The organism is Bradyrhizobium sp. SZCCHNR1043 (assembly GCF_032489675.1).
GTDB lineage: Bacteria > Pseudomonadota > Alphaproteobacteria > Rhizobiales > Xanthobacteraceae > Bradyrhizobium.
In genome coordinates, this window is the sequence record NZ_JAUEYN010000009.1 from 40601 (window position 1) to 54168 (window position 13568).

Below are 13568 nucleotides of genomic sequence, written 5' to 3' on the forward strand. Positions count from 1 at the left end.
CGCTACTTGGCCGCCGCCGTCTTGCTCTGCATGTTGACGACCTGAACGCGGCGGTTCACCTCGGCGAGCGGCTGGCTCGGATCCTTCAGCTTGCTCTTGCCGTAGCCCACCGTCACCAGGTCGGCGCCGGCGATGCCGAACTTCTCGACCAGATAGCGCTTGATCGAATCGGCGCGGCGCTCGGAGAGGTCCTGATTGTAGGCCTCGCCACCGGCGGCATCGGTATGACCGGCGACGACGAAGGTCGACCCCTTCAGCTCGGCGTTCGTCAGCGCCCGGCCGAGCGCCTGCACCGACGGCAGCGACTTCTGGCTGATGTTGGCGGAGTTGTAGTCGAAGGTGATCTCGAGATCGATGTTCGGCTTGGTCCTGGCGACCGCCGCGATCTCCTCGCGCTCGGCTGATGACAGCGAGCGCGTCGAGCGGCCGCGAATGCTCTGCAGGAACTTGTCCTGTTCCGGCGCGACCGCAGGCGCGGCCTCGGACGGTGGCGACATCGACAGTCCGCGGGTCAGCGGCCTCTTCGGCCCGGCCAACGCGCGGACGATCTGATCCTCGCTGACATCATCGGCCGCGAACGCCGGCATCGCGCTCAGCGACGCGGCTGCGCTCAGGACCGTCGCGGCCAGGAGAGCCGTCAGGCCGGCGGTCCTGGTCGAATTCGTTTTCGGTGCGGTCATTGCCATCCCTCCTCACGCGAACTGATCATCCCGGTGTCCGTCGCGAAGGCCCGCTCGCGACACCCGGCTGTCCGCTGTTATGTCGGTCCGGCCTGCCGCATGGTTCGAGCCGGCCGGCCGACGCGCGCAAGAAATCAGCGCACGCCGTAAGCTTCGAACTCGCGGACGATGTTGGGGTCCATCGCCTTGGCGTTGGCGATGTCGAGCGCGCCCTCCTGCGCGGCACCGTTGCGCTGCTTGGCGAGGCCCCGGCCGTACAATGACGACGTCAGCCGCGGATTGATCTTCAGCGCCGCATCGAAATCGGCGATCGCGTTCTTGACCGCGCCGCTCTTGAGGTTGACCAGCCCGCGGCTGTCGAGAGCGTCGACGAAATTCGGCCGCAGCCTCAGCGCCTCGTTGCAATCGCGCAGCGCAGGCTGCAGCTCGCCGACGACGGTGCGGGCCCAGCAGCGGTTGTTGAGCGCCTCGACGTCCTTCGGATTGATCCGGATGGTGTCGTCGAAATCGCGGATCGCCTGCGCGTAGGCGCCCTTGCTCGCATACACCTGGCCGCGCCGGTACAGCGCACCGGCATCCTCCGGATTGGCCGCGATCTTGGCGCTCAGGCTCTTGATCGTCGGATCCTCGGCGAACGGATCCTGCGCGGGCGCTGCCGGAGCGGCGGGGGCCGCGGGCGCAGCAGGCGCGGCGGGTGCCACGTTCGCGATCACAGGAGATGGCGCCGGCGGCGCTGGAGCAACCGGCGGCGGAGGCGGCGGGGTATCCACCTTCTGCACCGGCGTCGGCTGCGGCGCGGGCGGAGCCGGCGGCAGCGGTGACGGCACCGGCGGCGCCACCACGACCTGTGTCGGGGTCGGCGCAGGCGCAGGTGCAGGTGCGACACTGCTCTCGGCCGGCGGCGTCGGCCTGACGCCGTTGCCCGGCACGAAGGAGAAGTCCTCCGCCAGCGACGACGAGATCCACGGCACCTGCTCGCTGCGCGACGCGCGGGTGACGCCGACGCGGGTGCGGTTCAGCGTCTCCTCGGCGGTGAGATCGGGAACGCGGATCTCCTTCAGGAGCTCCTGCACGAACAGGCTGCGATCGCGCCCGCCATCCGTCACGACAGCGGACAGCGCCGCCGAGTACATCACCAAAGTACCGCTCGGTGCGATGACCGGAGCGAGCCCGGCCGAGGCGGTGCGGAACCTGCGCTCATAGGGATTGCGGCGGGAGGCATCGAGCAGCGCGATCTTCACGCCGGCGCCGCGGCTGTTGATCTCCTGCAGCACCTGCTCGAGGCCGATGCCGTCGCGCCGCACGTCGGCCTCCTGCCAGATCTGCGCGTCGACCGGGATCATGTAGCTCTGCCGGCTCGACTGGATGCCGTAGCCGGAGAAGAACAGCAGCGCCACCGAGCCCGGCTTGATCTTGCCATAGAGCCGATCGAGGCCGCGGCGCATCGCGTCGCCGCCGGCATTCTCCAGCGTCTCGACGCTGAAACCGTCGCGCTTCAACTCGTCGGTGAGATCGCGGGCATCGTTGACCGGTTCCTTGAGCGGCGCCTCGGCATCGGGATATTTCGCATTGCCGATCACCAGCGCGAAGCGGTCGCCGGCCGCGCGCGCGGGCCAGGAGACCACGGCCGAGACCACGGCCGAGAACGCGACGGAGAACATCAGGCCGAGCGGCAACAGCAGGCGGAAAGTCATCACGATGGCGGTCCAGCGGTCAGCAATCAGGCGCCGTCCAGCTTGCGCCGCGGCGACCATATCCCACGCGTCAGGCATTATCAAATCGCCGTGACGGCACGTCAACCGCTTGCAGAGGTTGACGAATCGTCTGAGGCGACGACCGCCCGCAGGAGCCTCTTGCGAGCTGCGGGTCATGACACGAGCGGACCATGCAACGATCCCAATGGCTTGAAATGTGAGATGCCTCACGCTGTGTCGCGGCAGCGCGCCGTCCGGTTCGACGAGCACCGCGATTGACCTCGATGCGATTGACCTCGATCCCTGCCGATGGCTCGATGGCGGCCGTGCCCAACCAACGAGAAGGCCATCATGGGGAACGCTGCCGAGATCTACGCGCTGCGCTATGCGACGATGTCGCCGCGCACGCCGCACATGAACTTCCTGCAGCCCGATCCGCACGACAGCACGGCGCAGGACCTCGACTATTTCGTGTGGCTGATCCGCCGTGACGGGCGCGACATCCTGGTCGATACCGGCTTCAACGTCGCGGAGGCCGAGATCCGCCACCGCACCCTGACGCGCGATCCGATCGACGCGCTCGCTTCCTTCGGCGTCGACGCGGGCGGCATCCGCGACATCATCGTGACGCACCTGCACTACGATCACGCCGGCAATCTCGACCGCTTCCCGAACGCGCGCTTTCATCTGCAGGAGCGCGAGATGGCGTATGCGACCGGCCGCTGCATGTGCAACGGCATGCTGCGCTACCCGTTCACGGTCGAGCACGTCACCACCATGGTGCGCCACGTCTATGGCGACCGCGTCACCTTCCACAACGGCGACGGCGAGGTCGCGCCCGGCGTCACCGTGCACCGGGTCGGCGGCCATTCCGACGGGCTGCAGGTGGTGCGCGTCGACACCGCGCGCGGCCCGGTGGTGCTCGCCTCCGACGCCGCGCATTACTACGCCAACCTGCAGCGCCGCAGCCCGTTTCCGATCGTGCTCAACATCGGCGACATGATCCAGGGCTGGGAGATCATCGAGCGCCTCGCCGGGCATCCGGATCGATTCATTCCGGGCCACGATCCGCTGGTGACCGAGCTCTATCCGCGCGTGAGCGAGACGGCCGATGCCTACGCGCTGCATGTGGCGCCGTCGCGGTCGTTTGCGAGATAGTGGCGCGGCAGGACCAGGTGACGTGACACGATGAGCGTCGTTTCCGCCATCTCGAAGCGCTGCCGATTTGCTGCGCCGTCATCGTCCGGCTTGATGGTAGCCCGGAGACATAGCCGACACCTGATTCGGCGCACGGGCTGTGCAAACAAATATGCCCCCGCGTTCTCGCGGCGCGTTTCGCGTCCGAGCTGTGATCATCGGGACACCCTCTTGAAGCAGAGGGCGCAGGGAGAGCCAGGCCTCGGCTGAGGCCTGCGGTCCGCCTGCGAGAAAAAATGCAGGCGGCAGAACCACAGGTACAGCCGGAATGACCCGGCCCTCCCTGCGCGATGGCTTTACGATTTATACGCAGTCTCCTCGGTGACCGGCTTGTTTGCCACCGTGGCGACAACGCGCGCATGACGCGCATTGCGCGGACCTCAGCGTCGGGAGGCCAGGACCCTGCGACTTCACCGTCCGCGGCGTGGCGTACGTCGGCATGCTCTCAGCACGCTGCACCACATCGCGGCCATCGCATCCCACCCCAACGCGTCGTGACGTTCGCGAAAGCGCCCCTCTTCAACGAGGCGGGACGGGCGTAAATCTCCACCCGATTTGCCCGACGGCGCAAGCGATTTCTTTTTTACCGAACATCTGGACAGGGCAAATCAGCTTGAAACGGCTAGACAAATTCGTCTTTTGCGACCAAGGATTGAGCGGTATTTCGATGAGACGATTTGGCCGCGATGGGGGCATTCTGTGGTTTCTCAGATCGCCGGCAGGACGACATCAAATCGAGAGCCTTGCCACCGGAAATCTGCTCGATGCGCAACATCAGTCAGGATGCATTCCGTCGCATCCGCCTTCCCTTTCCCCCAGGCGAGGTTCGGCGGGAATTGATCGGACGGCTGGAAGCAAGCTTTACCCAAGCCGACCGCCTCGAAGCCGAGGCGGCGCGCGCACGGGCGCTGCTCGACCGGCTGGAGGCGGCGATCCTGACCAAGGCATTCAAGGGCGAGCTGGTGCCGCAGGACCCGAACGACGAGCCGGCCAGCGTCCTGCTCGAGCGCATCCGCGCGCAGCGCGCGGCGGCCGCGCCCCCGAACGGGAAGCGAGGTCGGCGGGCCCCCCTGTCAAATGATCGGCTTTCGTTTTGAACGGGGGCGACCGCCCCCTCGAAGCGGCCGTCAGCGACTGACGAGCACTTGAGGAACTGGGTTTCGCATCAGCATGTACGTCTCCGAATAGAGCGAGCCGCTGACGTTGCTCATCGGTGCGGCGCCGATCAAGACCTCCTTCTGCTGTGACTCGCTGTCGGGCAGGATCACGTGGAAACGCAGGCAGGCCAGCATGAGATCGCCGTTCTTCGGCGCGGGTGTGAGATCGAAAGCAGTTAACCTGCCGTCCCGGACCTCGTAGCTGATCGCACGCGTGGGCCCCGAAAAGCCCGACGCGGCGGCGCCAGCTCCACCGTCCTCCAACGTGTCGAGCGCGAGGAGACTCATTTCACCTGGCTTGATCACCAGAGGCGTGAAGACATAGTTCAAAAGCGCCTTCATTCCATGCTCATCGCACGACGGCTCTGGCCTCTCGTTGCCGGGACGAAACCAGACGGTGAGGTTGATCTTGGTAACCGCCACAGGCCGGTTGCCAGCGTTGACGAAGACGAGATTTTAGCTCAGCCCGCTCAGCTCCTGCGCTTTCGACGACACCGACATGAATGGGATATTGTTGATGACCACGCGGAGGTCGTCCCTGGTCCTCACCACGGTCGCATACAGGCTCGCCGCCGATAGCAACAGCGCCAGCCACGCCACCGGCGAGCCGATCCACTTCGACCAATCGACACCTGGCTTGGGCGGCGGCCACAGGCGGTCGCGCAAATGCTCCGGGGTCATGTTCGGGCCAGCTTTCCGGTTGCGGTGGACGCGATTATGCGCGCTGGATGGGCGTTGGCAATGTCCGGGCGGCGGCGTAGCGCGTGCTTGTTTGGCTTTGCTACCGTCTCCTCATGAGTTGCGTCGTCATTGCGAGGCGCAGTTGCGCCGAAGCATTCCAGAATGGCCCCGCGGACATCGTCTGGATCGCTTCGCTGCGCTCGCAATGACGTAGGGTTGGCATGGTGCGCTCAGCCGTCGTCCCGGGCAGGCAGCATCGCGCGATGGCGCGGCGTGGCACTGACTAGGGCCCCCACGCGCCGCAGCGGTTGTCGGGGCGCGGTGTCAGCGCCCCGTCTGCCTCAAACGACTTCCTGGGGTTATGGGTCCCGGCTCAAGGCCGGGACGACGGCGGAGGTTGCCGATGCGGCTTGGGTCCATTGAAGGCCGGTGGAAATCGCAGCCACGTTCAATGCAGCTCCACCTTCGCCTTCTTCGCGAGGTGGTCGCCGAGGAATCGCACGTCCCAATTGGTCAGCCGCACGCAGCCATGCGACTCCGACTTGCCGACCTTGGACGGCTCGGCGGTGCCGTGGATGCCGTAGCCGATGCCGACCGACAGGCCGATCCAATAGGCGCCGACCGGGTTGTTGGGGCCGGGCTTGATGGTGAACGGCTTGCGCGCCTTCACACCCTTGAACTTGTAGTCGGGGTTATAGCGGTAGTTCGGGTTGGCATCGATCGAGATCACCTTGAAGCTGCCGACCGGCGTCGGCTTCTCTTCGCTGCCGACCGTGGCGGGAAACACCGCCACCAGCTTGCCGTCCCGGTCGAACGCCTGCACGGTGCCGGCGTCCTTGCTGATGTCGAGCCGCATGATTTTCGGCGCGGCGTCGTCCGGCTTCATCACATTGGCGACGGAGATCTGCTCGCCCTCCTTGTCGAAGCCGGCCTTCGGATTGAGCGCCGACAGCAGCGCTTCGCTCATGTGGAATTTCTCGGCCAGCGCCTCGCGCGGCGAGGTGTAGCCGAGCGCCGGCAGGTCCTTCATGTCCTCCATGTGATGCGGCAGCTTCTTCAGGAACGGCCCTTTCACATCGTCGCGGGTGATCGTGTAGGAGACGATGGCAGGCGCCTGGTCGCCGCGCAGCAACGCATCCCACAGCTCGGGCTTCAGCTTCGCATCACCGGCAAGGCCCTGATCGCCCGCAAGCCCCTTGGCGCGCGCGAACGCGGCGAGCGCCTTGCGCGCATTGTCGCCGAAGCGGCCGTCGATCTCGCCGGGCGAGACGCGCGCGCGATCGAGCAGCACCTGGGCGCGGATCGCCACTGGGTCCATCTTCTCCTCGGCCGGCGGCCGCTTGCGCAGCTCGGCACCGTTGACGGCGTCGGCGGTGAGCTCGGCGGAGACCGCAGGCGTGACGACGACGGCGCAGAGCAGAAGCGGTATCCAGGGCCGAAGCATGAGCGTGAGTCTCAAGTGGAGATGGCTGACATCGGCAGCGTCAACGTGGACGCTGCCGAGAAGTTCGGGGGGCGTCGGCTGAACGTCGCGGCGTCCTGGCGCGACTACCAGGGACGCGGGTCGGCTGGCCCGGCGGCTGCGCGTCTGCTATCCCGACCGCGGCCGCTGAATGAATGGATTTTCGCGAGGATCGGTTTCGCATGGGACATGCCGCAATTGCCGCCACGATGCGCCGGATGCCGATGCTCGCCGCCGCCGGCCTGCTGGCCATGATCCAGGCTGCGGCGGCAGCCGAGGACACCGCGCCGAGGGGCGCCGCGGTCAGCGTGCTCAAGGCGACCAAGGCCTGCTTCGACAACACCGTCGAGGTGTCCGGCATGGTGCTGGCGCGCGACGAGACCGCGGTCAGGCCCGACCGTCCCGGACTGAAGGTCGCGGAGGTGCTGGTCGATGCCGGCGACACCGTCACGGCCGGACAGAACCTGGCGCGGCTGACGCCGCCGGAGGGCGGCACGATCATGATCCAGGCGCCGGTGGCGGGCACCATCCTGTCGTCGAGCGCCACCATCGGCGCGTTTGCCTCCGGTCGCGGCGAGGCGCTGTTCTCCATTCTCGCCCGCAACGAATATGATCTCGTCGGCCTGGTGCCGAGCGCGCAACTCGCCAAGCTCGCGGTCAACCAGACGGCGCGGATCCGCATCGTCGGGGCCGGCGAGGTCGAAGGCAAGATTCGAAGGGTCGCGCCGACCGTCGAGCCGAACAGCCAGCTCGGCCAGGCCTTCATCGGCATCAACGGCACGGCGCGGCTGCTGGTGAATTCGTTCGGGCGCGCCGTGATCAAGATCGGCCAGAGCTGCGGCGTCGCGGTGCCGCTGACCGCCGTGCTGTACGACCCGGACGGCACGGTGGTGCAGGTGGTCCGCGCCCAGCGCATCGAGACCAAGCGGGTCGAGATCGGCCTGATGGCCGGCGGCCAGGTCGAGATCCGCGACGGCCTGGCCGAGGGCGACGTCGTGGTCACCCGCGCCGGCGCGCTGCTGCGCGAAGGCGATCCGGTGCGGCCGGTGATGGCGAGCAATTGACGGACACGGCCGAGTCCTGCGAGACATAGCGGGGAGACCGCGCCAGACGCGGTCCGCTCCCCTCCCCCGTGCGGGGAGGGGTCGGGGGTGGGGGTTCTCCGAGTCGCACTCGACGTGATAAGCGCGCGAGCTCCAGGGAAATCTTCAGCGATCTAGGATCGCTATCCCTGCCAAAGCGGCTTGTAGGGAAGGCTCAAGCCAACGACGCGCGGCGCCTGCGAACCCCCACCCCCAACCCCTCCCCGCAAGGGGGAGGGGAGCTGACCGTCAGCTTGGTGAGAGCGGGGCAGACGCTCCGAGCGTCAGATGTGTTGGACGAGAGATGGAAAACCGCCGCCTCAGCTGCCGGCGTTGGCGACGTCGGCGCTGAAGCGGATGTCCTCGACCAGCGAGGACGACACGGTCGGCACCTGCTCGCCGTCGGAGCTGCGCGCGATGGCGTTGCGGGTCTTGTTGAACACGGCCTCGGCGCTCGGGCTCTTGCCGAACTGATTGAGCAGCTCGCCGACCAGCACGCTGTTCTGGCCCTTCGGATCGTCCAGCACCTTGCCGGGCGTCGCCGACGACAGGATCAGCGCATTGGCAGGCGCATTGATCGGCGCCAGGCCGTGCGAATAGGCGCGGAAGCGGCGCTCATAGGGATTGCGGCGCGCGGCGTCGATCACGACCAGTTTGGCGCGCGCCCCCTGCTCGCGGACCGTATCGAGCAGGCCCTCGATGCTGGTGCCGTCGCGGCGCACGTCGGCCTCCTTCCAGATCTTGGCATCGACCGGGATCATGTAGCTCTCGCGTCCCGCCTGGATGGCGTAGCCGCCGAAGAACAGCATCACGACCGAGTCCGGCTTGATCCTGGCCTTGAGGCGCTCGACCGCGCGGATCATGTCGTCCTTGTTGGCATCCTCGACGACATCGACGTCGAAGCCGTCGCGGCGCAGCGCGCCGGTCAGCGCCCGGGCATCGTTGATCGGCTGGACGAGCGGCGCATTCGCATCGGGGTAATGACCATTGCCGATGACCAGCGCGAGGCGCGCGCCGTTGCCGGTCGCCACGCTGCTCTGCTCGGAGGCTGCCGCCTTGGGCGCCTCGAGCGAACGCTTGTTGAGGGCAGCATGCGCACCGATCGCGAGCGACACCGTGCAGAGAAGCGCGGCGGCGATCACGGCCGATCGGCGGGAGAGAGAAGGCTGCCTTGCGGTCATCACGTCAATCCTGGTCCGAGCCTGCCCAAGCGTGACCAAAGGGGCGCACCCTTTGGTCGCGCTGGCGCCTCTGAGGTTTGAGGGGTTGCGAGACGATGTGTCGTCGAATTGCGCGCAATTTGCGGCACCGCAACGAGGAAAGGCTTAACCCGAACCCGCATCCCAAGCAACATCGGAACAGCCTTGACTTTTCAAGCACTTGAAGAGAAACGCAAATTTAACCATGGCGCCGATCTCCAAAGGGCCCTGGGCGGACCGCCGGGAAGCCATATTGCCGCCCAATCCGCCTCGCGCCGTGACCGCCGTCACGTTGTCTTTGGCCGTCCAGCGTGTCAGTTTGCCTCATGCATGCGCGTGACGCGCCGTTGCCGGGCGTCTCGAGCAGCGCATGCCGTTCGTCCCGCCTCCGACAACCCGCGAGTCCTCGCTTGAGTTTCCAGTATTTCGCCGGCGCGGCCTGCCGCGCACTGACGGCCCGGAAGGATGGGCCGTCGCTGTACGAGGTCTGCGATCCCATCCTGCGCCGGCCCGGCAGCGGCGACCCGCATCTGTCGAAATTCTACCGGACCGCGCTGGGGAACCCCGCGCTGCGCGCATTGCTGCGCCGTGCCGGCCTGCCCGAGTTGAACGATCCCGCTGTTCTCAATGCGCTGCGCGACGCGCTGGTTCTCGCCCGCGACAATCCGACGCCGGACTGGGAGCAGGTCGGCCGCCCGATCGCCGATCTGGTCGACAGCGTCGCCTTGCATCACCCTGCCCCGCCGCGCCGGACCGCCGCGGCGGCGGCCATGCCGCCGGAAGGCGAGATCGACCGCGTGATCCGGGCCTGTGGCGCCGACCTGCTCGGCTCGTTCAGCCGCAATGGCTTCATCCCGACCTATGCCGCCTTCAACCTGATCGGCGATCCCGACATGAAGGGCCGCGAGGTGCTGATGGCGCTGCAGGGGCTGGACGCGCGCGGCTACAAGAACTCGACATTGCTGTTCAACCTCGCCCGCGTCTTCATCGCGCGCTCGCCGGCGGCGGCCGTCATCAATCCGCCGTGGCGCGGCATCGCCGAGCCGATGTGGGAGCCGGTGCAGATCCGCCACCGCTCGGCCTATTACGACGCGTTCTTCACCGAGGCGCTGCTGAGCTATCTGGAGACGGGCCTCGCCTCGTCGGAGCAGACGACCGCGGCGCGCACGGCGATTTCGGCCATGGTCGAGTTCTGCCTGACCGTCAGCCGCGAGGAGGTGCGCGGCGCCGACGGCAAGAGCTACAATGTCGTCACCGCGCTGGCGCCGCCGCCGCATCCGCGCTTCTCGCGCTTCTTCACCCAGATCAAGCAGGACCTCGGCTTCGGCGTCTACGTGCCGGATTGCGACACCACGGCGTGCTCGTTCTCGGCGGCGACGCAGGCCGGCTCGGACGATCCGATGCTGAACCAGCCGCTGCTGGATTTCTATGCCGGCTACCAGGTGCGCGCCGGCGGCAACGAGCCGCGCGTGACGGTGCCGATCAACGACAACATCGACTATGAGGGCGGCATCGCGACCTGGATCGACAGTCTGGCCGGCGAGCGGCCCTACGGCAACGATCTCGATCCGACGCTGAATCTCGACGTGCTCGAAGTGTCGTTCCGCAACCTCGCACGCTGGCAGGTCCTGGAGACGCAAGCGCGGCTCGACGTCGTCAGGCGGATCGTCGGCTTCCAGCAGCGACTGGTGCTGAGCGGCGCCTTCGCCGACCCGCGCGCGCACATCTATTATCTGCCGGAGCTGTATTGCGCCTATTTCGGCCGCTGCTACCACGCCTTCATGGCACTGCCGCCCGCCGCGCGGCGGGCGATCGATCCCGACGGCGCGTTCGAGCTCATACGTCTGCGCGTGCTCGGCTATGTCGAGGACGAGCTGATCGGCCGCGAGATGAACCCGTTCGACGCCGCGCTGGCGCTGATTGCGCTCGGCCATCTCGGCGGCGCTGCGGCGAGCTTCGCGCCCGCGGTGCATTGCATCGTGACGTCGTTCGGCGAGGGCGGCCGGCGGCATCCGTACCGCGCCTATGAATGGAACAAGATGAAGACCCCGACCCGCATCCTGGTCGGCGGCCCCGAGGTGACATCCGCCTTCGTGCTGATGGGCCTGGCGCTGGCGCGAAGGGTCGTGGTGCGGTGAGGACGAAGCTGTGTCGCCGATGTCGGTCCACTCCCCTCCCCCTTGCGGGGAGGGGAGCGCACGACCGTTGTTGTGATAGCTTGAGTCGAAACGTCCCCACCATCGCGTGAAGTTGAGCGGGTCAGGCAATCACGGCGCTGGAACAACCGGGCGATCCGCCGCACAATTGCCTCAGCCCTCCCATCCCCAAGGACGATCCGCGCCCGTTCATGTCGATGAAACCAGCCCTGCTCGCGCTCCTGCTGCTGCTGCCGTCCGTCGCGTCCGCGGCCGACATCGCCGGGATTCCCAAGGTCCGTGAGGCCGATGGGATCACGATCGGGACCACCCGCATCCGGCTCGGCGGCATCGACGCGCCCGCCGTCGATCAGCTCTGCCTGAACAAGAACGGCGAGCGCTGGACCTGCGGCGTGGCCGCGCGTGACGAACTGATCAAGCACGCCGACGGCAAGAGCTGGACCTGTCATCCGCGTTCGATCGATCGCCGCGGTCGCCAGGTGGCGCGCTGCGACGTCGACGGCGAGGACATCCAGAAATGGCTGGTGCGCAGCGGCTGGGCGCTGGCCTATCGCACCATCTCGCACGATTACGAGCCCGACGAGGCGGAGGCGCGGGCCGCCAAGGCCGGCATGTGGCAGGGCGCATTCATCGCGCCGTGGGACTGGCGGGTGCGCAACAAGAAGACCACGATCCTCGGCGCCACCAAGCCGCCGGACAGCGCGAAAGCCATCCTGCTCGCCTCGGCCTCGGGACCGGTCGCTCCGTCGCCCGACTGCACCATCAAGGGCAACGTCAACGGCGCCGGCGAGTGCATCTATCACACGCCGAAGAGCCGTTGGTACGCTCAGATCAAGATGCACGTCGCCAAGGGCACGCGCTGGTTCTGCTCGGTCGAGGAGGCCGAGGCCGCCGGCTGCCGCGAGACGAGGCGCTGACGGCCTGACGCGCCGGCCTGCCGGGGCATGCCAGCCCCCCGGCTTCTCCGGCTTTTCTTAATGCGCCGCGCCACGTAAAACGACCATGGGCCAGCCGTGTGCGAGAGCCCGCCACCACCCTCAACCGCCAAACCACATCGCCGAGGACACTGACAATGACCGTTCGCGCGGGCCGGGAGTTTCTGGCCATCCCGGGACCCACCACGATGCCGGACGAGGTGCTGCAGGCGATGCACCGCCCGGCGCTCGACATCTACTCCAAGCAGATGGTCGAGCTGACCGACGGCATCATGTCCGATCTCGGCCGCCTGTTCGCGACCAAGGGCAAGACCTACATCTACATCGCCAACGGCCATGGCGCCTGGGAGGCCGTGCTCTCCAACGTGCTGTCGCGCGGCGACAAGCTGCTGGTGCTGGAGAGCGGCCGCTTCGCGATCGGCTGGGGCCATGCGGCGCGCGCGATGGGCGCCGAGGTCGAGGTTCTCAGGGGCGACTGGCGCCGCGCGGTGCGCCCGGCCGAGGTCGAGGCGCGGCTGCGCGCCGACAAGGAGCACACCATCAAGGCCATCGTGGTGGCGCAGATCGACACCGCCTCGGGCGTCGTCAACGATGTCGAGGCGATCGGCCGCGCCATCAAGGCCGCGGGCCATCCGGCGCTCTATATGGTCGACACCGTCGCCTCGCTCGGCTGCATGCCGTTCGAGATGGATGCCTGGGGCATCGACGTCGCGATGTCCGGCTCGCAGAAGGGCCTGATGACGCCGCCCGGTCTCGGCTTCGTCGCGGCGAACGCGCGCGCACTCGAGGCACACAAGCGCGCCAACATGCGCACGCCCTATTGGGACTGGAGCGAGCGCGAGGGCGCCGAGCACTATCGCAAATATGGCGGCACCGCCCCGGTTCATCTGTTGTTCGCGCTGCGCCAGGCGATGGACATGCTGTTCGCCGAGGGGCTACCGCACGCCTTCCGGCGCCATGCGCTGCTCGCCGAGGCCGTGCGTCGCGCCGTGGCGAAGTGGAGCGAGGGCCAGGTGATCGGCTTCAATATCGCAGACGCCGCGGAGCGTTCCAACACCGTGACCACGGTGCTGGTCGGCGGCGGCTATGATCCGGCCGTACTGCAGACCTACTGCAAGGAGCAGTGCGGCGTCGTGCTCGGCACCGGGATCGGCGACCTCCAGGGCCAGGCGTTCCGCATCGCCCATATGGGCCATGTCAACGCGCCGATGGTGCTGGGCACGCTCGGCGTGATCGAAATGGCGCTGGTGGCGTTGAAGATTCCGCATGGCCGCGGCGGCCTCGACGCCGCGATCCAATGGCTCGGCGAGAGCGTGACCCCGTAA

Annotated in this window: 12 protein-coding genes; 6 read left to right on the forward strand and 6 right to left on the reverse strand. The window is 67.4% G+C overall.

From position 1 onward, the window contains the following. Nucleotides 1–2: 2 nt before the first annotated feature. Nucleotides 3–680 (reverse strand): OmpA family protein, encoded by a 678-nt coding sequence (locus QX039_RS16725; protein WP_315740768.1) that lies wholly within the window; start codon nucleotides 678–680, stop codon nucleotides 3–5. A 134-nt stretch (nucleotides 681–814) separates the two neighbouring features. Next, nucleotides 815–2374, reverse strand: coding sequence for a caspase family protein (locus tag QX039_RS16730; protein WP_315740837.1), 1560 nt, complete (start codon nucleotides 2372–2374; stop codon nucleotides 815–817). Nucleotides 2375–2725: 351 nt separating this feature from the next. Here QX039_RS16730 and QX039_RS16735 point away from each other — a divergent pair, with 351 nt between their 5' ends. Together QX039_RS16735 and QX039_RS16740 are read left to right on the forward strand one after the other, a co-directional pair. After that, nucleotides 2726–3532: an N-acyl homoserine lactonase family protein gene (locus QX039_RS16735; protein ID WP_315740769.1), complete on the forward strand. Its 807-nt coding sequence runs from the start codon at nucleotides 2726–2728 to the stop codon at nucleotides 3530–3532. A 716-nt stretch (nucleotides 3533–4248) separates the two neighbouring features. Beyond that, nucleotides 4249–4668 carry a hypothetical protein gene (locus QX039_RS16740; protein WP_315740770.1) on the forward strand — a complete coding sequence of 140 codons (420 nt, stop codon included), beginning with the start codon at nucleotides 4249–4251 and terminating at the stop codon, nucleotides 4666–4668. A gap of 30 nt (nucleotides 4669–4698) precedes the next feature. Here the strand turns inward: QX039_RS16740 and QX039_RS16745 are convergent, their stop codons facing one another. From QX039_RS16745 to QX039_RS16755, 3 genes are all read right to left on the reverse strand, one after another. Continuing rightward, nucleotides 4699–5070 carry a hypothetical protein gene (locus tag QX039_RS16745; RefSeq protein ID WP_315740771.1) on the reverse strand — a complete coding sequence of 124 codons (372 nt, stop codon included), beginning with the start codon at nucleotides 5068–5070 and terminating at the stop codon, nucleotides 4699–4701. Between the two features lie 114 nt (nucleotides 5071–5184). After that, nucleotides 5185–5409 carry a hypothetical protein gene (locus tag QX039_RS16750; protein ID WP_315740772.1) on the reverse strand — a complete coding sequence of 75 codons (225 nt, stop codon included), beginning with the start codon at nucleotides 5407–5409 and terminating at the stop codon, nucleotides 5185–5187. Nucleotides 5410–5857: 448 nt separating this feature from the next. After that, nucleotides 5858–6853, reverse strand: a complete 996-nt coding sequence (locus QX039_RS16755) for a L,D-transpeptidase family protein (protein WP_315740773.1) — start codon at nucleotides 6851–6853, stop codon at nucleotides 5858–5860. A 200-nt stretch (nucleotides 6854–7053) separates the two neighbouring features. Here QX039_RS16755 and QX039_RS16760 point away from each other — a divergent pair, with 200 nt between their 5' ends. Continuing rightward, nucleotides 7054–7935: an efflux RND transporter periplasmic adaptor subunit gene (locus tag QX039_RS16760; protein WP_315740774.1), complete on the forward strand. Its 882-nt coding sequence runs from the start codon at nucleotides 7054–7056 to the stop codon at nucleotides 7933–7935. 338 nt (nucleotides 7936–8273) lie between these two features. Here QX039_RS16760 and QX039_RS16765 read toward each other — a convergent pair whose 3' ends face one another. Next, entirely contained in the window at nucleotides 8274–9134 is an 861-nt protein-coding gene (locus tag QX039_RS16765; protein WP_315773908.1) for a caspase family protein, read from the reverse strand. 428 nt (nucleotides 9135–9562) lie between these two features. On the opposite strand from QX039_RS16765, the gene QX039_RS16770 reads away from it, so the two are divergent. From QX039_RS16770 to QX039_RS16780, 3 genes are all read left to right on the forward strand, one after another. Continuing rightward, the gene (locus tag QX039_RS16770) at nucleotides 9563–11290 is read left to right on the forward strand and encodes a hypothetical protein (RefSeq protein WP_315773909.1); all 1728 of its coding nucleotides are present in this window, start codon (nucleotides 9563–9565) and stop codon (nucleotides 11288–11290) included. A 209-nt stretch (nucleotides 11291–11499) separates the two neighbouring features. After that, entirely contained in the window at nucleotides 11500–12225 is a 726-nt protein-coding gene (locus QX039_RS16775; RefSeq protein WP_315773911.1) for a thermonuclease family protein, read from the forward strand. A gap of 155 nt (nucleotides 12226–12380) precedes the next feature. Further along, the gene (locus QX039_RS16780) at nucleotides 12381–13568 is read left to right on the forward strand and encodes a pyridoxal-phosphate-dependent aminotransferase family protein (RefSeq protein WP_315740778.1); all 1188 of its coding nucleotides are present in this window, start codon (nucleotides 12381–12383) and stop codon (nucleotides 13566–13568) included.

Coding starts and splice junctions, on each gene's coding strand:
- QX039_RS16760 (WP_315740774.1), top strand. CDS start 7,054: ATGGGACATGCCGCAATTGCCGCCACGATGCGCCGGATGCCGATGCTC.
- QX039_RS16755 (WP_315740773.1), bottom strand. CDS start 6,853: ATGCTTCGGCCCTGGATACCGCTTCTGCTCTGCGCCGTCGTCGTCACG.
- QX039_RS16730 (WP_315740837.1), bottom strand. CDS start 2,374: ATGACTTTCCGCCTGCTGTTGCCGCTCGGCCTGATGTTCTCCGTCGCG.
- QX039_RS16780 (WP_315740778.1), top strand. CDS start 12,381: ATGACCGTTCGCGCGGGCCGGGAGTTTCTGGCCATCCCGGGACCCACC.
- QX039_RS16735 (WP_315740769.1), top strand. CDS start 2,726: ATGGGGAACGCTGCCGAGATCTACGCGCTGCGCTATGCGACGATGTCG.
- QX039_RS16750 (WP_315740772.1), bottom strand. CDS start 5,409: ATGACCCCGGAGCATTTGCGCGACCGCCTGTGGCCGCCGCCCAAGCCA.
- QX039_RS16765 (WP_315773908.1), bottom strand. CDS start 9,134: ATGACCGCAAGGCAGCCTTCTCTCTCCCGCCGATCGGCCGTGATCGCC.
- QX039_RS16775 (WP_315773911.1), top strand. CDS start 11,500: ATGTCGATGAAACCAGCCCTGCTCGCGCTCCTGCTGCTGCTGCCGTCC.
- QX039_RS16725 (WP_315740768.1), bottom strand. CDS start 680: ATGACCGCACCGAAAACGAATTCGACCAGGACCGCCGGCCTGACGGCT.
- QX039_RS16745 (WP_315740771.1), bottom strand. CDS start 5,070: ATGAAGGCGCTTTTGAACTATGTCTTCACGCCTCTGGTGATCAAGCCA.